Consider the following 22,064-nt stretch of genomic DNA (forward strand, 5'->3'; position numbering starts at 1 on the left):
GCTCCGGTCACCTATATAAACGCACGCGGCCAGCTACGCGCCCCGCCTCTCAAAACGAGACGTCTGTCTCGATGTCCGCCGCAGCCTCCTCGAGTCCGTCCTCGGTGGCGTCGGTGGTCAGCGGCTCGGCCAGGTCGGCGTCGGGGATCGCGTCCCGGTAGGCGCTCCGGAAGCGGTGGCTCACGCTTCTGGCTTCGTCTCGAGCCTCGGCGACCGCCCGGTAGTGCCTGACGGTTTCGAGACCGAGGTCGAACTCCTCGACGATCGCTTCGTTGTCACACTCGCGCAGACGGCGGCGAAAGTCGTCCCACGGGACGGGCGTGTCGGTGTCTGACTCCCGGAAGAGATGTACCTCCAGTCTGGCTTCGACGACCGTCTCCGCTTCGACGTCGAGGGTAGCGGCGAGGTCGGCGTCACTCTTCCCGCGATAGAAGCTCCGGACCAGCTCGACGCGTTGATCGTCGGACAGCGCTGTTTCGAAGCCAAACGTCTCCTCCAGGTCCTCGAGGATCTCCCGGAGTTTCCCATCGACGCGCTCGTCGTCGATCGGCGAGAGCGTCCCCCGCTCGTCCTCCTGGCGCTCGGTGACGGTGTCGGTTCCGGCGACTTCCTCGAAGAGTTCACGGAGTTCGTCTGTCTTCTCGCCCATTCGGACCTGCGTTTGGGCGTCGCGAGCAATGTAGGTGTCGGTCGACGTGACGGTTCGCGGGACAGCCCTACAGCGCCGCCGCCAGCGCCGGCGCGACGCTGACGTCGCTGATGACACGCTCGAGCGTGTCAGTCCCGTAGACGGATTCGGCACCGACGCGGGCGATCTTGCTGAGTGCGCCGGTCGCGAACACCGGGTGGACGCAGGTCGCGAAGATTCGCTCGGCGTCGCCATCGGCGACCACCGCGACAGAACCGGACATCGTCGAACCGGTGCCGACGACGTCGTCGACCACGACGACGTCACGGCCCGCGAGCGTCGTCTCGGTCGGTGCCGGACGTTCGCCGTCTGCCGGCTCGGTCAGATGATCGCTGTCGCCAGTGCCGTAGGCGTCCCGGACGCCCTCGGCCAGCGGGGCGGCCGCGGCGTCCGTCCCCAGAAACAGCGGGTCGGTGAGGTCTTCGGGCAGCGGTTCAGCCAGCCGCGGCGCGCCGTCGATCACTGTCGTCGGCACGTCGAAGAACGATTCGACGCCGTTCTCGTGTGGTGTGACTGTCAGCACGCGGTCGGTTCCGGTCGAGATCGCGCGCGCGGCGGCCCGCGTCGAGATGATCTCGCCGGGCTCGAAGGTCTGGTCCTGGCGCGCATATCCCATGTACGGCAGGACCGTGACGACTTCGTCGGCCCCGGCCTGGCGGGCGGCGTCCTGCAACTGGAGGAGTTCGATGTGGGCGTCACTCGAGACCGTCGAGGCGACGATGATCGCCCGCTCGTCGATCGGTTCGGTGACGGTGACGTGGAGTTCGCCGTCGGGAAAGCGCTTGGTCGTGGTCGCACCGAGCGATTCCCCGAGTTCGTCCGCGAGTCTCGCAGCGAGGGTCTGTGAGGCCGACCCGCTGAGGATCATATCTACTCTCAGGCGACGGGTCCTAAACCCGTTTTCGATCTCGCCGATTCGTCGCTCCACGGCGATCGGGCGTCCCTCACGCCTCGGCGACGGCGAGCCCGGAGACGTCCTCGAGCCCGAGCGATCGCGTTCGCCAGCCTTCTGCGCCGTCTTTAGCCGCCGCCGGATCGACCAGGATCGTCCCCGCCCCGGTGACTGCAACGATTCCGCCGGCGTAGCCGACATCGACGATCCGCTCGTCGATCGGTGATTCCCGGCGCGTCCACACGCCGTCGTCGTCGGTGCCACCCTCGTACTCGTAGAGCCCGGCCGCCCCGACCGCGTGGGCGCGTTCGCCGTCGGTCGCGATCGCCTGGACGTCCCCGGCCGTCTCCTGGATCCATTCACCGTCGACGTACCGATAGACGCCGTCGGCGTTCGCGGCCAGGACCGTCTCGCCCGCCGCGACGTCTCTGGCTGTCGGGAGTCCGGTGCCTTCGAGCCCGTCGTCGCCGACCCGATAGACACCGTCGCCGGCAGCCAGCCACCCGCCGTCGATGGCGTGGGCGTCCGCGACGCTACCGAGCGCTCGCCACTCTTCGGCTTCCTCGTCGAGTCGAGCGACCGCCCCGTCCGGGTCGGCCGCGATCACCCCGTCGCCAGATCCGACTGCGACAGCCGGACCGAAGTCGGTCGCCGCGAAGGATTCGCCGCCGTCGATGCTTCGATAGACGTCCTCGTCAGTTGCGATCAGTACCGAACCGTCACCGGTCGCGATGTCCCGGACGGCCCCGCGCCGGAGGAGCCTGAACCGGCCGACGCGGTCGTCGGAGACGGCCACGAGCGTCAGGCCGAGCGGCGACCCGACGTAGACGTCGGTCTTGGCCCGGCGGTCGGCGTAGATCCGGTCTTCTGCCATCTCGCCCATGTCGGAGAACCGGTCGGCGTCGGCAAACGTGTATCGACTGCGGCCTGGAAGCAGCTACCCCGAGAAGTCCCACTCACCAGTAGACGAGGTTCTCGGCTTCGGCCGGCTTTCCGACCACGTCGAGGACGCGCGCGTCGAAGAAGTCCCGGGTGTTGGCCGCCCGGACGAGGAGTGCGGTGTCCGCGCCGCTGCCGGTACCGGCGATCGAGAGCACGCGCGCACCGCTGTCGACCAGCCCGGCGTCACACGCCATCAAGGGGCTCTCCACGGCGACTTTCGTGCCTTGCCCGAACAGCCGGAGCACGTCGGCGATCACCTCGTGAGTCGAGTAGCCGCCGCGCTCGGCGATCGCCGACCCGACGTTGCTGAAGGCCATCGGCCCCACGAAGACGTCGCCGCCGGCGGCCTCGATCGCCTCGACGTGGTCGGCGTCGAGTTCCTGCTCGTTCTCCTCGTCGAAGCCGTACGAATGCCCGACGACCACGAGGTCTTCGCCGAAGCGCTCGGCTGCTTTCGCGCCTGTCTCGCCCGACGTTGAGGCGACACAGACGGCGTCGACGTCCTGATCTTCGGCGTACGTTTTCGCCCGGTCGAGTAACTCCTCGGTGTCTATCTCGTCTGTGCGGATCATCGTCCGGACCGTCTCGCGCCTGTTCGGAGTGCTTTTCGGCTCGTCAGCGACCGCTCTGCAAAAGGTCTGTTTCGCGTGGATCAACTGGACATTCGATTTCGTGTGCGTTCCGATCCGACACGTTCGATCACCTGTCTGTGGAGTCGTCGATAGCGCACCGCTGGCGGCCGCGTATGGCGGTATCAGGGGGTCACAGATATGTGTGGCATGGTACCGATGGTCGTTCGAGGCGAAACAGGGGGGTTCGCGACCGGTCGGGTCGCTGACGGGTGTCAGACGCATGGCTGACCCGGGGTGACCCGTGAGCGTCTCTCCGAGCCGAAAGGTTCAGAGACGTGGGGGGCGAGGGTGTGAGACGATGGGGCTACGCGATCGACTTCGTCGCGCGCTCCGGACGTTTCCGGCCGGGCTCGCCCGGTTGGGGCTGCTCGAGCGACAGCCGGCTACCGAGGCGCTGGACCTGGCCGCGCCGGTGATGGTGACCGGCGCGTTGCGGGTGCTGTTGCGGATGGCCGACTTCATGATGGTCGGCATCGCGCTCGGGGACGCCGCCATCGCCGGCCTGGAGTTCGGCTTTCAGTACTTCTTCATCGGCTTCGGGCTCTCGCTGGCGGTCACGAGCGGGACGATCAGTGTCGTCTCCCGATTGAAGGGGGCCGACCGTCACGCACGGGCAGACCTGGCGGTCAAACAGTCGCTGTGGCTGGCCCTGGCGATTTCGCTGCCGTTGACCGCCATCGCGTGGGTGTTCGCCGAGCCACTGGTCGGGCTGTTGACGGGCGATCCAGTGGCGATCGACCTCGGGGGGACGTACCTCCGACTCGTCATGCTCGCGTTGCCGTTCCGGTTTTTCAGTATGGTCGCCTCACGCGCGCTGGCCGGCGGCGCGGACACCGAGACGCCGATGTACGTCCGGCTGCTTACGCTGCCGACCAACATCGCACTCAACGCCGTCCTGATATTCGGGCTCGGTCCCGCCCCGCGGCTGGGGATCGCCGGCGCAGCCCTCGGGACGGTGATCGCCAACGCTGTCGCCGCGGCGGTCTTTTTCGGCCTTCTGGTCTCCGGGCGGTTCACCGTCGCACTCCGGCCCGGTGGCCGACAGGTCGATCTCGGCCTCGTCGCCGAGATCGTCCGCGTCGCCGCGCCACTTGCGGGGATGCGCCTCCTCCAGACGTTCGGCCGGTTTCCGTTCCTGTTTGTCCTGGGCGTGCTCGGGACGCCCGTGGTCGCCGCTTACGCCATCGGCCGGCGGGCGATCATGCTGGCGATGATGCCGGCCTGGGGGTATGCGACGGCGGCGAGCACCCTCGTCGGGCAGGCCATCGGCCGGGGCGAGGACAGCGAGGCGACGGGTTACGGCTGGCAGACGCTCCGAATCGCACTGGCGACCCAGCTTCCGGTGGCTGCCTTGCTCGTGATCGCCGCCCGTCCCATCGCGCTCGCCTTCGGCACCGAACACGTCGGACTGACAGTCACGTTCGTCCGGGTGTTCGGGCTCGCCGTCGCCGGCTTCTCGGTTTCACGGACGATGCGGGGGAGCCTGCGTGGCGCGGGCGACACGCGCTGGCCGCTCTACGGGACGACCCTCGGAACCTACGCCGTCCGGCTCCCGATCGCTGCCCTGGCGCTGCCGGCGGGCTACGCGATCACTGTCGCCGGCGTGTCGATCCCGATCGGGCTGGGACTCGGGCTCCCGGCCGTGTTCGTCGCCATCGTCGCCGACTTCTACGTCCGGGCCGTCGTCAATACCGGCCGCTTCCGGAGCGGAGCTTGGCAGGCTGTCGCCCGCCAGTCGGGTGTGGGTGCCGGCGACGATTGACCGCACCCCGGCTATTTTATGGGTTCCTGCTGTAGCGCCTCCTATGAGCACTGCAACGAAGATCGTCCTCGGTACGGTCGGCCTCTCGGCGCTCGGCGCGCTCGCCCTCATCGTGAACACCGCCCTGGCCGGTTGAGACGTCGCGAGAGTGGTCCGGAATCTCCGTGAGTCGCCGCCGTCGCACTCTCCGAAACGCGTGCTGTCTGGTCCTGAAACGTTCTTCTACGATTCTCCGAAAAACTGACTGCACATTCGGTATCGAACGCGGTCGTTACGTGTCTGTCGCGATTCCTCGTCGAATTTCGCACTGACAGAAAGACTTATATTGTGACGAGTGTCAACAATACTCATACGGAGGTGAGCCATCTACACACGAACGCCCGCTGAGTGCCGGTCCGTGCGGATGGCTCGTCAGGTCCGTCCCGCGGTCCGGCAGTCGATATGGCCGTTCCGTCCACCGAGTATCGAGCGCACTGCCACCTGCACGCCAATCGAGTCCTGTTCTGTCCCGGAACGGGCTGATGCCGTCTCCGAACCGGTGTCCCCCATCTCCGGCGAGCCTGTCTACTCGTGTCAGCTGGGGTTTTCCGCCTGTGAACTCTCGACTGCGTCGCTTGCAGCGAAGGGAGCGTTTTTAGGTGTGGTGGCACATCACACAGATATGGAATTCGTCATCGTGGGATTCGGTCGCGTGGGGATGCGAACCGCCCGGGTGTTGGCTGAGGAGGGCCACGACGTGACGATCGTCGAGGTCGACGCGACGAAGGCCGAGCGTGCGCGCGAGGAAGGGTTCGAGACTGTCCGCGGGGACTGCAACGACGAGGATGTCTTAGAAGCGGCCGGGATCGCCACCGCCGACGCCATCGCGGGGCTGACCGGCGACCTCAACGCCAACTTCGCGGCGTGTATGGTCGGGAAACACCACGGCGCGCGGACGGTGTTGCGCATCGACGAGGACTACCGCCAGGAACTCTACGAGAAGTACGCCAGCGACGTCGACGAGGTGATCTATCCCGAACGCCTCGGCGCGGCCGGCGCGAAGACGGCGCTGCTCGGCGGCGATTTCAACGTCCTGGCGGACCTGACTGAGGACCTCACGGTCGCTTCGATCCGGATTCCCGAGGGGTCGCCCGCCGTCGGGACTCGCGTGGTCACGCTCGATCTGCCGGGCGACGCCCAGGTGTACGCCCACGGTCGGGACGACGAACCGATGTCGATCCCGCTGCCGCGGGCGACGATTCAGGCCGGCGACCGGATCGCGATCACCGCTCCGCCGGACCGCGTCGCGGACGTCCGTGCCAGCCTCGCGGCTGCGGAATCGCCCGCCTGATTCGCCGGCTGTCGGCGTCACTCGACCGGACCGAAAATGGGTGCCCGGGCGCGCTGTGGGAGGATGGGAAAGAACGACGCGGTCGTCGGTGCGCGCCCACGAGGTGTGTAGCCGTCTCCACACTTAAAACTGCGTCAGACGACTGCACGACGGCGGTCTCTTTTGGCATCAGGCCCGGAGCGGTTCGCTCACTCCTCGACCTCGAGTTCGAACTGTTCGTGTTCGACAGCGGCGTTGAGGACGACGCTGGTGTTGGATTCGAGGATCTCCGGGTCGGTGAGTAAGCTCTTGATCTCGGCGTTCATGTCGTCTGTGTCGGCGAACTTCCCGATCGCGATGATATCGTAATCGCCGGTGACCTCGTAGACGCTGATCATCTGTTCGTGTTCGCGGAGACTGTCGGTGACGTCCGGGAGCGCACTCCCTTCGACCTTGAGCTGGAGGATCGCCGTCACGTCGTAGCCGATCTTGTCGTAGTCGACCTTCGGCGTATAGCCCTCGATGATCCCCTCCTCTTCGAGCGTCGAGAGGTGATTCGAGACGGTGGTCACCGAGACGTCGAGGTCGTCGGCGAGGCTGCGGAGACTCGCACGGCCGTCGTCGAGTAGCGCATTGATGAGCTTGCGGTCGAGATTTTCGTACGTCATTGGACTGAATCAGGCGTCCCTCCCATTAGAATTTTACGAACATCCAATTCCTGGCCGGGAGCGGAAGATTTGCGCAGATCGGCAGGGCTTTTATACCGGGCGCATTTCCTCCATGTGACGAGAAAGATGACAAACGAACAGGTCACCGACGGCGGCCTCTCCGCCGAGGCACAGGCGGTACTCGAGGAGATCGACGAACAGAACGTTGACTTCCTGCGGTTGCAGTTTACGGACATTCTGGGGACGGTCAAGAACGTCTCGATCACGGCCGACCAGGCCGAGAAGGCGTTCACTGAGGGAATCTATTTCGACGGCTCGTCGATCGACGGGTTCGTCCGGATCCAGGAGTCGGACATGCGTCTGGACCCCGACCCCTCGACGTTCTCGCTGCTCCCGTGGCGGACCAGCGAGGACAGTGCCGCAGCACGACTCATCTGTGACGTGATCAACACTTCGACCGGCGAACCCTTCGAGGGAGACCCGCGTGGCATTCTCAAGTCGGCTATCGATCGCGCCGACGAGATGGGCTACGAAGTCAACGTCGCGCCCGAACCCGAGTTCTTCCTCTTCGAGGAGGACGAGGACGGCCGCGCGACCACGAAAACCAACGACGTCGGTGGGTACTTCGATCTCGCGCCGAAGGACCTCGCGAGCGACGTCCGCCGAGATATCATCTTCGGACTGGAGGACATGGGCTTCGATATCGAGGCCTCCCACCACGAGGTCGCCGAGGGCCAACACGAGATCAACTTCACCTACGACGACGCGCTCTCGACGGCCGACAACGTCGCGACCTTCCGGTCGGTCGTCCGCGCGATCGCGGCCGAACACGACCTCCACGCCACGTTCATGCCCAAGCCCATCCCGCAGATCAACGGGTCAGGCATGCACACCCACATTTCGCTGTTCACCGCCGACGGCGAGAACGCCTTCCACGACGGCGAGGACGAGTTCAACCTGAGCGAGACGGCAAAGCAGTTCCTCGCAGGCATCCTCGAACACGCCCCCGCGATCACCGCCGTGACGAACCCGACCGTCAACAGCTACAAACGGCTGGTCCCGGGCTACGAGGCACCCGTCTACGTCGCGTGGTCGGACCGCAACCGCTCGGCGCTGATTCGCAAGCCTGCCGCGCGCGTTCCAGCCGCCAGCCGGATCGAGGCGCGGTTCCCCGACCCGTCCTCGAACCCGTATCTCGCCTTTGCCGCACTCATCCACGCCGGCCTCGACGGTATCGAGAGCGATCTCGACTGTCCCGACCCCGTCCGGGAGAACATCTACGAGTTCGACGAGGACAAACGCGAGGAGTACGGTATCGACACGCTGCCGGAGAACCTCGGTGAAGCCCTCGACGCCCTCGAAGACGACGAGGTCATCCTCGACGCCCTTGGCCCCCACACCGGCGGGAAGTTCCTCCAGGCTAAACGCCAGGAGCACAAGGAGTACCTCGTCGACGTTTCGCAGTGGGAACTCGATCGCTACCTCGAGAAGTTCTGATCTGTCAGATCTATATCTTTTCTATCCATCGCTGTCCGGCCACGATCGCCGCGCCGCCAGCCATCCCGACGAGCGCCACTGCCGACTCGATCGCTCCGGATCGACCAACTGTGGCGACTACGACCACAACCGCCCCGAGCAGCGTCGCCACCGCCGGCCCAGTCACGGCCAGGCCGTCTCGCTCGCGAGTCAGCTCCCAGCCCATCGCCGTCCCGAGGGCAACCCCGGCGACCAGCAGACTGTCTCGAGTCAGTCCAACGGCGATCGGCCCGGTGACACCGATCACGCCGGCGAGCGCGAACGCCCGCCGTGGCCGGCCGAGTAGGCCGACCGTGACGACCAGGTACGCCAGCCCCACGCCGATGCCCGCGAGGACTTCCTGCGGTCGGTGGACGCCGAGTGCGACCCGCGAGACGGCGATCGCGACCACGAGTCCGCTGGCGAGGGCGAGCCCCCGGTTGCGGTTCTCCCCCCGGACTGCCCACGCCAACCCCAGCCAGCCGACCGTCGCTGCCGTGGCGTGACCGCTCGGAAAGGCGTGGCCGCCCGGGCCGACGATCCAGGTGTACACCGGGACGACGACGTCGGGCATGCTGGCCAGCCCAGGAAGGTCGGCTGCGCCCGGCAACCGCGCGATCCCGAAGCCAGTCTTGAGCGCGGTCGAGAGGGCGAGCGCGCCCACGACGGCGGCGAAGGCGAGTGCGCTGCGGTCGGGATCGAACTGTCCGCCAATCCCCCGCGTCACGTCCCCGAACCAGTAGACTACGAAGCCCAGCCCGCCGATCACCAGCGGGTCGCCGAGCAGTGTCACCAGCGAGACGCCGAACCAGACCGCCCCCTCGAGTGCCGACACGGTCAGGAACGCCAGTCCCGCAGACGATCCAGTAGCCGACCCGGTGTTCCGATGGCTTTGAACGTCACGCCGACGAGCAACATCAACGCGTACAGGCCGAGCGTCGACAGCCAGATCACGAGCATCGCGAGGACGGCCCAGCCGCCGCCGAGAAAGTAGAAGGCCCCGAGCGTCATGGCCGTGCCGTACAGCAACACCAGATACGGCCCCCAGCCGTGGGCGTGCCCGCGACGGACGCGTCGACGGACGTACCGCCGGAGGTCACTCTCGACGCGCTCACGGTGGACTGTTCGGTCGTCGATCTCGTCCTCTAAACGCTCGATCTCTTCGCGGAGTTCCTCGATCTCTCCTGGCGCGTCCCCGCCCGGAGTGTCACCGCCCTGTGCGTCCGCGCCGTCGTCGCGATCGACAGCTGTCGCGTCCGTCGCGGCGTCCGGGGCGTCTGGTGGTTCGGTCTCGTCGTCGTCCGGCCCGTCCCCGGCCGTGCCGTCCGTCCCGGTCATTGGATGGCTGGCACTGGGATCGCCCGCAAGTTGTAGTTGCCGGTCCCGGTCGAGGAGCACCGCGTTGACGACTGCGCCCAGGAGGAGAATCTGTGCGCCGAAGTATAGCCATGTCACAAATAGCAGTGCGCCCGCGACGACGCCGTAGACGTCGATGGCAGCGTGGGCGGTATAGAACGTGAACAACACGCTCAGTACCGTCCACCCGACCGCCGCAGTGATCGCCCCCGGGAGGGCTGCCCGCAGGGAGACGGGGACGTCGGGGAAGACGGCATAGAGGGGCAACAGCGCCACGGAGAGGGCTGCTGTGAGGGCGACCGCGTCCGGCACGCCCGCGAGCGGGAGGGCGATCCGGCCGAACAGGAGGTGGCTCGCGACGACGGCGAGAACACCGATGCCGAGCGCGAAGAGCGCGAGAAGGGCGTTGCGGACCTGTTCGAGGAAGCTGTGGTCCTCGACAGTGTCGTAGACCGTCGCGAAGGCGGTATCCAGCCCACGAAACACCCGGAGTCCACTCCAGAGCAGTCCCACGACCCCGATCACTGTCGCCTCGCTTCGACCGCCGACACCCGCGATGGCGTCCTCTAGCAAGGACTGACCGCTCGGCGAGAGGACACTGGCGACGCCGGCGACGATCTGCTCGGCGAGTGCCTCACCGCCAAGCAACGTCCCGACGGCGACGACCAGGAGTGCAAGCGGGAAAATCGAGACGAACGCGTAGTAGGCCGTGGCGGCCGCGACGAAGGACAGTCGCGCCTCCCGGGTCTGGGCGAGAATCGCGCGACCCGTCCCGACGGGATCGCGGACGAGGTGTGTCATATCTTTCTCTGGGAGGGGGACGGACAAAACCGCTCCCCCGACGCGTGTGGTCGTCGCTCTCGACGTGGCCGGCGACCGGAACGGAAACTGTTACTTGCGGGCCTCCCGTCGCCATGGACATGCACCAGCGACTGGCCCGTCGCGTCCGACAACTCACCGGGACGGGGTTTCTCGCCGGCGTGCTGTTGATCGCGCTCGGCCTCGTGGGTCAGTCGGGCACGACGGCGCTCGGCCTCGGCCTCGTCGCGGTCGGCGCGCTCGCGTTCTCCTTCCGGCATCACTTCGCCGGGGTCGTCTCTCATCCCGCTGCCGACGCCTACCTCCGGTCGATTCCACCCGCGCCCCTGCTTGCGGGCGCGATCGTCCTCTGGTTTGTGGGCGCGTCGGCCGGCGAACTCCAGACTCTGGGTGGCGTCCTCGGGCTGCTCGCGCTCCTCAACCACCTCCTCCGACCGGTGTACGGTCTCGTGTATCGGGTACTTGGGCGGGTTTTTGGGTAACTTCGCCGTTCTACCCCACGCGTCGCTGCGAGCGGAATCGCTTTCGGTGTCAGACCGCAAGGTAACTCATGCGTAACTCGAACCGCGAGTGGGTGTTTGCACAGCGCCCGGAGGGCGAACCGGACATGGACAGTTTCGAACTCCGGGAGAGCGACGTCCCGGAGCCAAGACACGGCGAACTCCTCGTCCGCGTGCGGTATCTCTCCGTAGACCCCTACATGCGCGGGCGGATGCGCGACGCCGAATCGTACGCCGAACCGTGGGCGGTCGGCGAGACGATGGCGGGTGCTGTCGTCGGCGAAGTCGTCGAGAGCAAGGGGGACGCCTACGAGGCGGGCGACCTCGTCACCGGCAACGGGACGTGGGCCGACTACAGCGTCCTCGATGCCGACAGCGTCGCCCCCGTCGACCCCTCGGTCGCGGACCCGCCGGCGTCCCTCGGCGTCCTCGGCATGCCCGGCCGGACTGCGTACTTCGGGCTGCTTGAGGTCGGCGACCCCAACCCCGGTGACACCGTCGTTGTCTCCGGCGCTGCGGGTGCGGTCGGCTCCGTCGTCGGCCAGATCGCGAAACTCAGCGGCTGTCGCGTCGTCGGGTTTGCGGGCACCGACGAGAAGGTCGCGTGGCTCACCGACGACCTCGGTTTCGATGCGGCAATCAACTACAAGGCGGTCGACGACTACCGGGCGGCACTCGACGACGCCGCGCCCGACGGCGTCGATGTCTACTTCGACAACGTCGGCGGGCCGATCACCGACGCCGTGTTCACCAAGCTCAACCTCGACGCGCGCGTCGCCGTCTGCGGGCAGATCGCCCACTACAACGACGAGGGCGTGCCGACCGGCCCGCGGAAACTCCCCCAGCTCATTCCGGTGCGCGCAACGGTCCAGGGGTTGCTCGTCCAAGACTTCGCCACCCGATTCGAGGGAGCCACCGAACAACTCGGCGAGTGGGTCGCGTCCGGCGCGATCCGTCATCGCGAGACTGTCGTCGACGGACTCGACAACGCCCCAGAGGCGTTCCTCGGGCTGTTCTCCGGCGACAACATCGGCAAACAGGTCGTTGCCGTCGCCGACTCGACGAACTAGCCCCGCTGTCAGTCGATGTTTTCTGCCTCGCAGAGACACGTTCATTTGAATCAGCAACAGCCTTATATACTTATTTTACACTAAGGAATGATATGACTCGCCGAGTGAGTCGGCGTCACGTACTGCAAACGGCCACTGGGCTGGGATTCGGCACGATCGCCGGCTGTGTGGGCTTGGGGACTGAGAGCTCGGGTTCTACCGACGAGAACGACGATGAGACCACTGTTACCGACGAGAATGGGAATTCTACCACTGTTTCCGACGAGAGTGGTGGCGACGTGAAGTGGGAGTTCAGTGAGCCAGCCGGGAACGTGTTGTCGTCGCCGACGGTCATCGACGGGACCGTCTACGTCGGATCGATGGGGAACTCTGTTGAGAGTGCGGCGTTGTACGCGCTGGATGCGGTCTCCGGCGAGCGAGAATGGGCGTTCACCGAGTTATCGGAGTCGATCAAATCTTCGCCAGCGGTCGCGGCGGGGACGGTCTACATCGGATCGGGGCCGACGCTGTACGCGATCGATGCGGAGACTGGCGATCAGGAGTGGGCGTTCACCGAGCCACCACGCCAGATAGACGCATCGCCGACCGTCCGGGACGGAACTGTCTACGTCGGAACCTGGGGTTCGACGCTGTACGCGGTGGACGCGGCGACCGGCGAACGGGAGTGGGCGTTCACCGAGCCGTCTGGAGCCGTGAGATCGTCCGCGACGGTCGCGGCGGGAACCGTCTACGTCGGATCGTACGGGAATCGACAGGAGAATCACGAAGATGCGGCGTTGTACGCGGTGGATGCGGCGACGGGCGACCAGGAGTGGGCGTTCACCGAGCCGTCAGATTCCGTCGATTCATCGCCGACGGTCGTCGACGGGACCGTCTACGTCGGTTCCGATGACGGGACGGTGTACGCGGTGGATGGGGCGACGGGCGAGCGGGAGTGGGCGTTCACCGAGCCGTCTGGGGGCGTGTATTCATCGCCGACGGTCGTCGACGGGACCGTCTACGTCGGTTCCTATGACGGGACGTTGTACGCGGTGGATGGGGCGACGGGCGAGCGGGAGTGGGCATTCACCGGGGGGTTTCGCGAACTGTCGAGCGTCCCGTCATCGCCGACGGTCGTCGATGGGCTCGTCATTGTCGGCACCGCGGCCAAAACTGACGCCGAGTACACGTACCTGGGTGTGTTATACGGGGTGAATGCGGCCACGGGCGAGCGGGAGTGGGCGTTCGCCAAACCAGCAGCGGCGGTCAGCTCATCGCCGACAGTCGTCGATGGCATCGTCTACGTCGGTGGGCCGAGCCCAACGCCGTCGTCTGGCGGCGCGCCGATCGATGGCGTGGTATACGCCCTGGACGCGGGCGTCGACGGATCGAGCGAGGGATCCCGGGTGCGGCTGGGAACGCTCGGTCACCACGCGGTCGCCGCCGAGCGGTGACCCGGCCGGCTTCGCCTGGCGGTCAATGTGCGCTCACTGCACACTTTCAGTCTCCAAGGATCGCCGCCCGGATCTCGCTCACGTCGGCGGTCGTCTTGAACGTCGTCCCGCCGTAGTGTGTCCGTGAGGCTTTGTGACCGGCTTCCCGCAGCGCGTCGAGAAAGTCCTCCATCGCCACCGCGCTCTCGCCCCAGCGCTTCGTGAGTCGGTGCTGGTCGTAGTGGGTGGCCACGTCGAGTTCGTCGGCGAGCGTCTCCAGCAACTCCCGACCTTCCTCGGCGGTTCCCATCCTGTCGTCGACCTGTCTCCGGACGCGCTCGAGGAAGTCCGTGTCCTGTGTCGCCCCGAGCCACAGCGGGCCGGCGGTCTGGAGGTGCTGGCCACACTTCGGACATTCTTCGGGGGGATGGGCGATCAGGCCTCGCTCGCTCTCGCGATACAGACACTGCTGGCAGTGATGGACGTACCCGAGTTCGCCGATCGCGTCGTCGGCCGCGCGCGCACCGCGCTCGAGATCGAGATATGTCCGGACGTAGTGGTCGGTGGCGTGGGTGAGTGCCGGCCACGCGGCGATGTCGTAGCGGGCGGCGGTCCGAACCAGCGCACCCAGCAGGACCCGGACGCCCATCTCCGAATGGTACTCGGTGTTTCGCGGGACGGCGCTGTAGGAGCGGACGCCGCTCTCGAAGTGTGCGCCACACAGCGGCGCGAGGTCGGTCGCCGTCACCGCGAGCATCCGTCCGGCGCTCCGGAGGGCGGCGTCGACGAACGGGATCGGCGTGCCGAAGGGGTCCAGATCCACGATGTCGAACTGGCGTTCGTGCATGACGGCGTTGGCGTCCCGGTGGAGCACTTCGCCCTCGAGGTCGTTTCTCGCGAGATTCTCACGGCAGCGTTCGACCGCAGCCTCGTCGACGTCACATAGCGTCGCGTCGAAGCCGTTTGCGGCCGCCCGGACGCCGCGGATGCCGGTCGCTGCGGTGGCGTCGAGATACGTCTCGACCGGGTGGCCGTCCCGTTCTTCGACGCGCTCGCGGACGGCCCGGATCGCGGCCACCGTCAGATCGCGGTTGAGTTCCTGGACGGGGTTGAAAAACACCGACTCGCCGATCCCCTCGCCGTCCTGTTCGGGGACCTCGACCGTGACCCGTCCTTCGCGTTCGCGCATACCGACGCTGGGCCGCCCGTGAGGAAAAGCGCCTCGTTGTCGGATCGACCGCGGTGCTCGTCGCGGCCCGTCGTCTCACCGAACCTGTTTTGCCTCACCGCGACCAACCCCGGGCCGTGACGGCAGTCGACGAGTGGCGGGCCGCGCTTGCCGAGGCGGGAGAACTCTCACCCGAGGTCGTCGACCGCATCACCACCGTCCACGGCTCCCGTGGCGTTCGCGCCATCGAGGCCGTCGCCGAGGACCGCGTCAAGGAGTACGAGGACTTCACGGTGGTGGTCGGCCACAGCGACGAGTACGTCATCGAGGGCGTGGCCTGTACCTGCGAGGACGCCGCGTACAACCTCGATCCCGACGATCCCACCGACCTGTGCTGGCACGTTCTCGCGGTCCTGATCGCCCGCGAGATCGACGCGGTCGACCACCACGACATGTTCTACAGCGAGGTCAGGGACTTCTTGTGACCGTCGGCTTCTCCGGGTGGATTCGACAGCGATGTCGATCAAACCTGCGTTTGACGCTCGGGAAGACACTTTTCCGTCTAATTCGTTGTGACTGATATGGATCGACGCACCTTCCTCGCGACGACCGGATCGCTCGCAACGCTCGCCGTCACCGGCTGTCTCGATGGCGACGACGGATCGACGACCGAGACCGGTACTGGATCGCCCCCGGACACGCCGACTGACACGCCCACGGACACGCCGACTGATTCCCCCACCAAAACCCTGCAAAACGCCAGCTTCGAGTCGGAACTTGCGGGCTGGACGGTCGGCAAAGACCTGCCCGAGGATCCGAACAACGCCGGACAGCCGGTCGACTCGGACGTCCGCACGACGAACGAGGTCGCGGCCGACGGTGAGACGGCGCTCGCGCTCGAAATCGACGGGAGCGCCGACGACGGGACGGTCTGGGTGCAACAGAACGTCGATCTCTCGGCCGTCGATACGCTTTCGGTCGCCGGCTACCGCGACCAGGAATCGTTCAACGAGATCCTCAAGGTCGCCGCCTACGCCGGGCCGGTTCCGGAGCAGGACCTCACCGAGGCCGACTTCGACACGGCCGAACACCTCGCCGACCACGAGGGCTGGAAGCCCTACGAGTACCCCGTCGAGCACGACGGCGAGGGCCTGATCGCGGTCGGGGTCTCCATCGTCTGGGAGACGACGGCCGTCGGCGTCCTCGACGACGTTCGACTCGAGTGATTCGACTACGTCGCGACGTCGGCTCGCCAGCCGCTCAGACCAGCACGTCGACCGCGTAGCCACTGCCCCGGAGCGCTTCGAGCAGCGTCTCGACGTGCTCTGGCCCGCGCGTTTCGATGTCGAGGTCGACGACGGTGTCGTCCATCGCGATGTCCCGCGAGGCGCGGTCGTGCTCGATCGTGTAGATGTTCCCGCGCTCTTCGGAGATCACCTCGACAAGCTCCTCAAGTGCGCCCGGGCGATCTTCCAGGACTGTCCTGATCCGGAGATACCGGCCCGTCTCGATCAGCCCGCGCATCACGACCGTCGTCAGGACGTTGAGGTCGATGTTCCCGCCGCTGAGCACCGGGACGATCGTCTCGTCCTCCGCATAGTCGAAGGCCCCTTCGAGCAACGCGGCGACGGGGACCGCACCGGCCCCTTCGACGAGCGTCTTCGTCCGCTCTAGGAGCGTCGTCACCGCGACGGCGATCGCGGTGTCCGGGACCGTGACGACCTCGTCGACACGCTCGCGGATCACGTCGAATGGGCGCTCGCCGACCTTCCGCGTCGCGATACCGTCCGCGATCGTCTCGACACCCTCGCGCTCGACGATCTCGCCTGCCGCCAGCGATTGCGGGAGGCTCGCCGCGCCCTCGGCCTGGACGCCGATCACGCGGACGTCGTCGTCCCAGCCCTTGAGGGCGGTCGCGACGCCGGCGATGAGGCCGCCCCCGCCCACTGAGACGACCACCGTGTCCACGTCGGGGCAGTCCGCGGCGATCTCCAGGCCGAGGGTGCCCTGGCCGGCCATCACCATCTCGTCGTCGAAGGCCGGGACGTAGGTCCGGTCCTCCGCCGCGGCGATCTCGTGGGCGCGTTCGGCCGCGACGTCGTAGTCCTCGCCGTGGAGGACGACGTTGCCTCCGTAGCTTCGGGTGGCCTTCACCTTCGAGACGGGCGCGCGCTCGGGCATGACGATCGTCGAGTCGACGCCCATCCGGCTGGCCGCGAGCGCGACGCCCTGGGCGTGGTTGCCCGCGCTCGCCGCGACGACGCCGGCGGCCTGTTGGTCGTCGGTGAGCGTCGCGATCCGGTTGGTCGCCCCGCGGATCTTGAACGAGCCAGTCCGCTGGACGGTCTCGTACTTCGGACGGATGTCCGCGCCCGTCATCGCCGAGAGGGAGTACGATCGCTCCAGTGGGGTGTGGCGGGCGGTTTCGGCGACGCGATCGCGAGCCGCCAGCACGTCCTCGCGAGAGAGCATGTCGGAACTTGCGGCCGGACGGCCCTAACTGTGGCGGGCTGTTTCGGGCCCCACTGATCGCCGGGCCCACCAACGGTTCGAGGCTTACCGGGCCCACCAACAGTTCGAGGCTTACCGGGCCCACCAACAGTTCGAGGCTTACCGGGCCCACCAACGCTTTGAGGCTGGCGATCCACGGACAAGACGATGACTGAGCAACTCCAAAACGAGAGCGACACGTTCGACATCGGCGGCGAGACGGTCCACCGGCTCGGGTTCGGGGCGATGCGGCTGACCGGCGAGGACATCATCGGCCCGCCGGCCGACGAGGAGAACGCGACGGACGTGATCCGCCACGCGATCGATCTCGGCGTCGACTTCATCGACACCGCCGATTCGTACGGCCCGGGCGTCAGCGAGCGCCTGCTCGGCGAGGCCCTGACCGCCGAGGACGACGTCTTCGTGGCCTCCAAGGCCGGATTGCTTCGCCACCGCGACGGCGAGTGGACGCCTCACGGCGACCCCGAATACCTCCACAACCAGGTCCTGGCGAGTCTCGATCGGCTGCGAACCGATCAGATCGACCTCTATCAGTTCCACCGCCCGGACCCCGACGGCGACTTCGAGGACTCCGTCCAGGCCTTCGCCGAGATGAAGGATGCTGGCCAGATCGAACACGTCGGCCTCTCGAACGTCACCGTCGAGCAACTCGAGACGGCGATGGACATCGTCGACGTCGCGACGGTCCAGAACCAGTACAACGTCGGCCATCGCGAGGACGAGGCCGTCCTCGAGGCGTGTGAATCCTACGACGTCGGGTTCATCCCCTGGGGCCCGATGTACACGGTCGACGACGAGGGCGTCGCCGAGGTACTCGACGAGGTCGGAGCGGCCCACGACGCGACGCGTCGACAGATCGCGCTGGCGTGGTTGCTCGATCATTCAGACGTGATGCTCCCGATCCCCGGGACGTCGAGTGTCGAGCACCTGGAGGCGAACGTCGCTGCCACGACCATCGACCTGACCGACGAGGACCGCGCCGCCCTGGACGGGATCGATCCGCAATAAGCGATCTTACCGCTGGTCGATCCGGACGAACTCCCGGTCTTCCGGACCGACGTAGCGGGCTCGCGGGCGGATAAGGCGGTTGTCCTCCTGATATTCCAGCACGTGGGCGACCCAGCCACCGACGCGGCTCATCGCGAAGATGGGGGTATAGAGGTCGATCGGGATCCCCATCTGGTAGTACATCGACGCCGAGTAGAAGTCGACGTTCGGCGCGATGCCGGTCTCCTTGGCCATGAACTCCTCGATTGCGCGGCTGTAGGAGTACCACTTGAACTCGTCGGCGGCCTTGCCCAGCGCCTTGGACTTCGCGCCGAGGATCTTCGCCCGCGGGTCCTTCACGTCGTAGACCCGGTGGCCGAAGCCAGGGATGCGCTCGCCGGATTCGAGGGCCTCGCGGGCCCATTCGACGGCTGTGAGGTCGTGCTCGTCGATCTCCAGTAGCGTCCGCATCACGTTCTGGTTCGCGCCGCCGTGGAGATCGCCCTTCAGCGCGCCGATGGCGCTGGTGACCGAACTGTGCAGGTCCGACAGCGTCGAGGCCGTCACCATCGCGGCGAACGTCGAGGCGTTGATGCCGTGGTCGGCGTGGACCACCAGGGCCATGTCGAAGACGTCCGCGATGGTGTCCTCCGGCTCCTCGCCGTTGAGCATGTACAGGAAGTTCGCGGCGTGACTCAGGTCCGTCCGGGGTTCGATCGGTTCATCGCCGTCCCGGAGGCGCTTGTAGGCGGCAACGATAGTGGGCATCTTCGCGGTGATCCGCCGACCCTTTCGCTGGGTGATCTCGCCGTCCCCGGCCTCGCCCGTCGAGTCGTCCGGGTCGTAGGCCGACAGCATCGAGACGGCGGTCCGGAGGGCGGCCATCGGGTTCTCCTCCGCAGCAGCGAGTTCACGGACCGTCGAGAGCACTTCCTCCCGGACCGCCCGCTCCTCGGCCATCTTCGCCTCGAACGGTTCCAGCTCGGATTCAGTCGGGAGGTGGCCCTCCCAGAGGAGATACAGCACCTCTTCGAAGGACGTGTTCCGCGCGAGATCCTCGATCGCGTACCCCCGGTAGACGAGTCGGCCTGCCGACCCGTCGATGTCGCTCAGCGACGATTCGGCGACCAGCACTCCCTCCAGTCCCTTTCTGAGCTCTTCGGGCATACAATATACTGCCCTCCTTCAAGGAAAAGCATTACCGTTTTCAGGTTACGTTTTCCCGTACCTTCCGGACTGACACGAACAGATCCGGTCTGTCTATATTCTCCGGCGACTTTTAGACGATAGTCAATATCGAGATTCGTCGGCGGTCGACGACAGATTTCCTCTCCTGTCGGCAATACTTTTGGCCTGCGGTGTCGAACCGGCTACACATGGTCACGGGTGAGGACGTCACGTACGAACCGGTCAGCGTCAAGGACGTGCTGGCCGAGATGAAAGACACCGCCGAGTTGCTGATCGACCTCTCCTATTCGGCGGTGTTGCTCGGCAGCGACGAGATCGCCGAGGAAGTCCTCGCCCTCGAAGAGCGCATGGACGTCCTCCACCTCCGGGCGCGGATGAGCCTCCTCATGGCGGCCCGCAACCCCGAGGACGCCGAGGCGCTGGCCCCGGTGCTGGGCGTCGTCGGTGCGGCGGAGAAGATCAGCGATGCGGCGGGCGACATCGCGAAGGTCGTCATCGAGGACATCGGCCTGCCGGCGGCGATGCGGGCGACCCTGCCCGAGGCGGTCGAGACGCTGGTCCGGGCGACGGTCGAAGCCGACTCGGCGTACGCCGACCGGACGCTCGCCGATCTCAACCTCGAAACTGCGACCGGCGTGCGGATCATCGCAATCCGGCGGTCGGGCGAGTGGTTGCTCAATCCGACGGCCGAGACGACGCTCCGGTCGGGCGACGTCCTCCTCGCCAGGGGACCGGAGGACGGGATCGCCGAGGTCTACGCCGAAACGACCGGTGAAGGTTACGAACCGCCCGAACCGCACGAGAGCCACATCGACGATCTGGAGCGGGCGGTCGACTCGATCGTGCTGATGAAGAACATGAGCGAACTCGCCGTCGACCTGGCCTACGGCGCGATACTGTTCGACAGCCAGGACGTCGCCGAGGAGGTCCTGGAACTCGAAGCCGAGGTCGACGCCCTCCAGTCGCGCTTCGAGGCCTGGACGCTCCAGGCTGCCGGCCGCGTCGACGATCCGATCGCCCTCCGTGGGCTGGTCCACCTCGCGCGCTCGACGGAAGTCATCTCCGACGCCGCCTTAGAGATCAGTGAAGGCGTGCTTCGGGGACTGGGCACCCATCCCGTCGTCGAGGCGGCCATCGAGGCGAGCGACGAGGTGATCGTTCGGGAGACCGTCTCTCCGGACAGCGACCTCGACGGCGCGACGCTGGGCGACCGCGAGGTCAAGACCCGAACGGGCATGCGCGTGATCGCCGTCCGGCGACCGTCGACCCATCCGACCGGCAAGCACTCCACGGACTGGGAACTCTCGCCGGGGCCGGAGACGGCGATCGACGCTGGCGACGTGGTGATCGCGAAGGGAACTCGGAGTGGTGCGGAGCGACTGCGCGAGCTAGCTGGGGGAGACTGAGGCTACTGTTCTTTCTCGTCGTCGGCCGGGTCGTCCTCTGTGGCGTGTCTGTAGGCCTCAACTCCGACCAGAACCGTTGTCACGACGGCCCCGACTGTCATCGCGAGGACGGCAAGCAAAGAGAGGTACAGCACCTGCCCGAGCGCCGACGCGCGACCGAAGACGAACACGGCGTAGACGGCGATGGCGAAGACGATCCCCGTTGTGATCCCCCGTTTCGCGTGCTCGCGAACCCGAAGGGCTGCCAGGAGTTGCGCTTTCCCGTTCGATGCGTCTGACACGCCAGGGGATAGTCGGCCTGGGGACAAAGACCTCCGGGTTGCGGCGGTGTTCGGTTCTGATCACTCCACCAGTCGTTCGATCTCGGTCACGAGGACATCGCTCGCACCGATCTCTTTCAGCCGGCTGATCGTCTCGAAGACCGCCTGTTCGTCGACGACTGCATGGACCGCAACATCCTCCGTCCCGGCGATGTCCATCACCGTCGGTCCGCCCATCCCGGGCAGGACGTCCTTGACCTCCTCGAGCTGGGACTCGGGTGCGTTCATCATGAGGTAGCGCTTGTCCTCGGCCGACAGCACCGAGGACAGCGCCATCTCGATCTGCTTTACTTTGGGGTCGTCGGCGACGTCCTCGCGGGCGAACAGCCGGACGGAGCTTTCGAGGACGTCGTCGACGACTGCGAGGCGGTTCATCCGCAGGGTCGTGCCCGTCGAGGTGATGTCGACGATGCCGTCGGCGATGTCGACGTGCGGCGTGAGCTCGGTCGCCCCCGAAACTTCCGTGATCTCGGCGTCGACGCCAACGTCTTCGAGATAGTGTCGGGTCACGTTCGGGAACTCCGTCGCGACGGTGCCGCCCTCCAGGTCAGCGGGGTCGTCGATGTCTCCGTCCTCGGGGGCGGCCAGCACGAGTTTGCACTGGCCGTATTCCAGGTCGAGGAGGGAAACCAGGTTCTCGCGGTCGGCCTCCTGGGCCTGGTCGTAGCCGGTGATGCCGAGGTCGGCCGCGCCGTCGGAGACGTATTCGGGGATGTCCGCGGCGCGGGCGTACAGCACGGTCACGTCGTCGTCGACCGTCCGGGCGTAGAGCTGTCGGTCCGCGCCGTCGACGAGGTGGAGCCCGGCGCGTTCGAGCAATTCGACGCTCGGGTCGTGGAGCCGACCCTTGTTGGGCAGGGCGATGCGCATACCCACTCTCCGTGCGAGAGGCGCAATTGTCTTTCGGGACGTGTCGGCT

General features: G+C 66.7%; 23 protein-coding genes. 11 read left to right on the forward strand and 12 right to left on the reverse strand.

Going from position 1 to position 22,064, the window contains the following annotated elements; all coding sequences use genetic code 11:
* Positions 1-49: 49 nt before the first annotated feature.
* The 4 genes from HTIA_RS07425 to HTIA_RS07440 all read right to left on the reverse strand — a co-directional run bounded on the left by HTIA_RS07425 (position 50) and on the right by HTIA_RS07440 (position 3,094).
* The gene (locus HTIA_RS07425) at positions 50-649 is read right to left on the reverse strand and encodes a hypothetical protein (RefSeq protein ID WP_008527769.1); all 600 of its coding nucleotides are present in this window, start codon (positions 647-649) and stop codon (positions 50-52) included.
* Between the two features lie 67 nt (positions 650-716).
* Positions 717-1,556, reverse strand: a complete 840-nt coding sequence (prs, locus tag HTIA_RS07430) for a ribose-phosphate diphosphokinase (RefSeq protein ID WP_008527767.1) — start codon at positions 1,554-1,556, stop codon at positions 717-719.
* A gap of 76 nt (positions 1,557-1,632) precedes the next feature.
* Positions 1,633-2,463: an HVO_0234 family beta-propeller protein gene (locus HTIA_RS07435; RefSeq protein WP_008527765.1), complete on the reverse strand. Its 831-nt coding sequence runs from the start codon at positions 2,461-2,463 to the stop codon at positions 1,633-1,635.
* A gap of 73 nt (positions 2,464-2,536) precedes the next feature.
* Complete coding sequence (locus tag HTIA_RS07440; RefSeq protein WP_020936203.1) at positions 2,537-3,094, reverse strand: pyruvate kinase alpha/beta domain-containing protein; 558 nt, start codon at positions 3,092-3,094, stop codon at positions 2,537-2,539.
* Between the two features lie 358 nt (positions 3,095-3,452).
* Between HTIA_RS07440 and HTIA_RS07445 the strand changes: the two genes are divergently transcribed.
* From HTIA_RS07445 to HTIA_RS07450, 3 genes are all read left to right on the forward strand, one after another.
* A complete protein-coding gene (locus HTIA_RS07445) occupies positions 3,453-4,916 on the forward strand; it encodes an MATE family efflux transporter (protein ID WP_008527761.1) in 1,464 nt (487 codons plus the stop codon).
* 43 nt (positions 4,917-4,959) lie between these two features.
* Entirely contained in the window at positions 4,960-5,052 is a 93-nt protein-coding gene (locus tag HTIA_RS17510; protein WP_008527760.1) for a hypothetical protein, read from the forward strand.
* A 525-nt stretch (positions 5,053-5,577) separates the two neighbouring features.
* Positions 5,578-6,246: a potassium channel family protein gene (locus HTIA_RS07450; RefSeq protein ID WP_008527759.1), complete on the forward strand. Its 669-nt coding sequence runs from the start codon at positions 5,578-5,580 to the stop codon at positions 6,244-6,246.
* A gap of 188 nt (positions 6,247-6,434) precedes the next feature.
* On the opposite strand, the gene lrp is transcribed toward HTIA_RS07450, so the two are convergent.
* The gene (lrp, locus tag HTIA_RS07455; protein WP_008527758.1) at positions 6,435-6,893 is read right to left on the reverse strand and encodes an HTH-type transcriptional regulator Lrp; all 459 of its coding nucleotides are present in this window, start codon (positions 6,891-6,893) and stop codon (positions 6,435-6,437) included.
* A 126-nt stretch (positions 6,894-7,019) separates the two neighbouring features.
* Between lrp and glnA the strand changes: the two genes are divergently transcribed.
* Positions 7,020-8,390, forward strand: a complete 1,371-nt coding sequence (gene glnA / locus HTIA_RS07460; RefSeq protein ID WP_008527757.1) for a type I glutamate--ammonia ligase — start codon at positions 7,020-7,022, stop codon at positions 8,388-8,390.
* A gap of 10 nt (positions 8,391-8,400) precedes the next feature.
* Here the strand turns inward: glnA and HTIA_RS07465 are convergent, their stop codons facing one another.
* Entirely contained in the window at positions 8,401-9,243 is an 843-nt protein-coding gene (locus HTIA_RS07465; protein WP_008527756.1) for a phosphatase PAP2 family protein, read from the reverse strand.
* Between the two features lie 2 nt (positions 9,244-9,245).
* Positions 9,246-10,565, reverse strand: a complete 1,320-nt coding sequence (locus HTIA_RS07470; protein WP_008527755.1) for a YihY/virulence factor BrkB family protein — start codon at positions 10,563-10,565, stop codon at positions 9,246-9,248.
* Between the two features lie 119 nt (positions 10,566-10,684).
* Between HTIA_RS07470 and HTIA_RS07475 the strand changes: the two genes are divergently transcribed.
* The 3 genes from HTIA_RS07475 to HTIA_RS07485 all read left to right on the forward strand — a co-directional run bounded on the left by HTIA_RS07475 (position 10,685) and on the right by HTIA_RS07485 (position 13,586).
* Positions 10,685-11,065 carry a hypothetical protein gene (locus tag HTIA_RS07475; protein ID WP_148290941.1) on the forward strand — a complete coding sequence of 127 codons (381 nt, stop codon included), beginning with the start codon at positions 10,685-10,687 and terminating at the stop codon, positions 11,063-11,065.
* Between the two features lie 68 nt (positions 11,066-11,133).
* On the forward strand, positions 11,134-12,153 hold the full coding sequence (locus HTIA_RS07480; RefSeq protein WP_008527753.1) for an NADP-dependent oxidoreductase: 1,020 nt from the start codon (positions 11,134-11,136) through the stop codon (positions 12,151-12,153).
* A gap of 92 nt (positions 12,154-12,245) precedes the next feature.
* A complete protein-coding gene (locus HTIA_RS07485; RefSeq protein WP_044950745.1) occupies positions 12,246-13,586 on the forward strand; it encodes an outer membrane protein assembly factor BamB family protein in 1,341 nt (446 codons plus the stop codon).
* 46 nt (positions 13,587-13,632) lie between these two features.
* Here the strand turns inward: HTIA_RS07485 and HTIA_RS07490 are convergent, their stop codons facing one another.
* A complete protein-coding gene (locus tag HTIA_RS07490) occupies positions 13,633-14,754 on the reverse strand; it encodes a tRNA (guanine(26)-N(2))-dimethyltransferase (protein ID WP_008527751.1) in 1,122 nt (373 codons plus the stop codon).
* Between the two features lie 116 nt (positions 14,755-14,870).
* Here HTIA_RS07490 and HTIA_RS07495 point away from each other — a divergent pair, with 116 nt between their 5' ends.
* Entirely contained in the window at positions 14,871-15,218 is a 348-nt protein-coding gene (locus tag HTIA_RS07495) for an SWIM zinc finger family protein (RefSeq protein ID WP_020936206.1), read from the forward strand.
* A 96-nt stretch (positions 15,219-15,314) separates the two neighbouring features.
* Complete coding sequence (locus HTIA_RS07500; protein ID WP_008527749.1) at positions 15,315-15,959, forward strand: hypothetical protein; 645 nt, start codon at positions 15,315-15,317, stop codon at positions 15,957-15,959.
* Positions 15,960-15,993: 34 nt separating this feature from the next.
* On the opposite strand, the gene ilvA is transcribed toward HTIA_RS07500, so the two are convergent.
* Positions 15,994-17,205, reverse strand: coding sequence for a threonine ammonia-lyase (gene ilvA / locus HTIA_RS07505; protein ID WP_020936207.1), 1,212 nt, complete (start codon positions 17,203-17,205; stop codon positions 15,994-15,996).
* Positions 17,206-17,391: 186 nt separating this feature from the next.
* On the opposite strand from ilvA, the gene HTIA_RS07510 reads away from it, so the two are divergent.
* Entirely contained in the window at positions 17,392-18,252 is an 861-nt protein-coding gene (locus tag HTIA_RS07510; protein WP_008527745.1) for an aldo/keto reductase, read from the forward strand.
* Positions 18,253-18,258: 6 nt separating this feature from the next.
* Here the strand turns inward: HTIA_RS07510 and citZ are convergent, their stop codons facing one another.
* Positions 18,259-19,398 (reverse strand): citrate synthase, encoded by a 1,140-nt coding sequence (gene citZ / locus HTIA_RS07515; protein ID WP_008527742.1) that lies wholly within the window; start codon positions 19,396-19,398, stop codon positions 18,259-18,261.
* Positions 19,399-19,607: 209 nt separating this feature from the next.
* Here citZ and HTIA_RS07520 point away from each other — a divergent pair, with 209 nt between their 5' ends.
* Positions 19,608-20,825 carry a potassium channel family protein gene (locus HTIA_RS07520; protein ID WP_008527741.1) on the forward strand — a complete coding sequence of 406 codons (1,218 nt, stop codon included), beginning with the start codon at positions 19,608-19,610 and terminating at the stop codon, positions 20,823-20,825.
* Positions 20,826-20,827: 2 nt separating this feature from the next.
* On the opposite strand, the gene HTIA_RS07525 is transcribed toward HTIA_RS07520, so the two are convergent.
* Together HTIA_RS07525 and hisG are read right to left on the reverse strand one after the other, a co-directional pair.
* Positions 20,828-21,106 carry a DUF7536 family protein gene (locus HTIA_RS07525; protein WP_008527740.1) on the reverse strand — a complete coding sequence of 93 codons (279 nt, stop codon included), beginning with the start codon at positions 21,104-21,106 and terminating at the stop codon, positions 20,828-20,830.
* A 60-nt stretch (positions 21,107-21,166) separates the two neighbouring features.
* On the reverse strand, positions 21,167-22,015 hold the full coding sequence (hisG, locus tag HTIA_RS07530; RefSeq protein ID WP_008527739.1) for an ATP phosphoribosyltransferase: 849 nt from the start codon (positions 22,013-22,015) through the stop codon (positions 21,167-21,169).
* Positions 22,016-22,064: the final 49 nt, after the last annotated feature.

Source organism: Halorhabdus tiamatea SARL4B (assembly GCF_000470655.1).
In the GTDB taxonomy this organism is placed as follows: Archaea; Halobacteriota; Halobacteria; order Halobacteriales; family Haloarculaceae; genus Halorhabdus; species Halorhabdus tiamatea.

Coding starts and splice junctions, on each gene's coding strand:
- prs (WP_008527767.1), bottom strand. CDS start 1,556: ATGATCCTCAGCGGGTCGGCCTCACAGACCCTCGCTGCGAGACTCGCG.
- ilvA (WP_020936207.1), bottom strand. CDS start 17,205: ATGCTCTCTCGCGAGGACGTGCTGGCGGCTCGCGATCGCGTCGCCGAA.
- lrp (WP_008527758.1), bottom strand. CDS start 6,893: ATGACGTACGAAAATCTCGACCGCAAGCTCATCAATGCGCTACTCGAC.
- HTIA_RS07450 (WP_008527759.1), top strand. CDS start 5,578: ATGGAATTCGTCATCGTGGGATTCGGTCGCGTGGGGATGCGAACCGCC.
- HTIA_RS07485 (WP_044950745.1), top strand. CDS start 12,246: ATGACTCGCCGAGTGAGTCGGCGTCACGTACTGCAAACGGCCACTGGG.
- glnA (WP_008527757.1), top strand. CDS start 7,020: ATGACAAACGAACAGGTCACCGACGGCGGCCTCTCCGCCGAGGCACAG.
- HTIA_RS17510 (WP_008527760.1), top strand. CDS start 4,960: ATGAGCACTGCAACGAAGATCGTCCTCGGTACGGTCGGCCTCTCGGCG.
- citZ (WP_008527742.1), bottom strand. CDS start 19,398: ATGCCCGAAGAGCTCAGAAAGGGACTGGAGGGAGTGCTGGTCGCCGAA.
- HTIA_RS07435 (WP_008527765.1), bottom strand. CDS start 2,463: ATGGGCGAGATGGCAGAAGACCGGATCTACGCCGACCGCCGGGCCAAG.
- HTIA_RS07500 (WP_008527749.1), top strand. CDS start 15,315: ATGGATCGACGCACCTTCCTCGCGACGACCGGATCGCTCGCAACGCTC.
- HTIA_RS07445 (WP_008527761.1), top strand. CDS start 3,453: ATGGGGCTACGCGATCGACTTCGTCGCGCGCTCCGGACGTTTCCGGCC.
- hisG (WP_008527739.1), bottom strand. CDS start 22,015: ATGCGCATCGCCCTGCCCAACAAGGGTCGGCTCCACGACCCGAGCGTC.
- HTIA_RS07480 (WP_008527753.1), top strand. CDS start 11,134: ATGCGTAACTCGAACCGCGAGTGGGTGTTTGCACAGCGCCCGGAGGGC.
- HTIA_RS07470 (WP_008527755.1), bottom strand. CDS start 10,565: ATGACACACCTCGTCCGCGATCCCGTCGGGACGGGTCGCGCGATTCTC.
- HTIA_RS07510 (WP_008527745.1), top strand. CDS start 17,392: ATGACTGAGCAACTCCAAAACGAGAGCGACACGTTCGACATCGGCGGC.
- HTIA_RS07425 (WP_008527769.1), bottom strand. CDS start 649: ATGGGCGAGAAGACAGACGAACTCCGTGAACTCTTCGAGGAAGTCGCC.
- HTIA_RS07440 (WP_020936203.1), bottom strand. CDS start 3,094: ATGATCCGCACAGACGAGATAGACACCGAGGAGTTACTCGACCGGGCG.
- HTIA_RS07520 (WP_008527741.1), top strand. CDS start 19,608: ATGGTCACGGGTGAGGACGTCACGTACGAACCGGTCAGCGTCAAGGAC.
- HTIA_RS07475 (WP_148290941.1), top strand. CDS start 10,685: ATGCACCAGCGACTGGCCCGTCGCGTCCGACAACTCACCGGGACGGGG.
- HTIA_RS07490 (WP_008527751.1), bottom strand. CDS start 14,754: ATGCGCGAACGCGAAGGACGGGTCACGGTCGAGGTCCCCGAACAGGAC.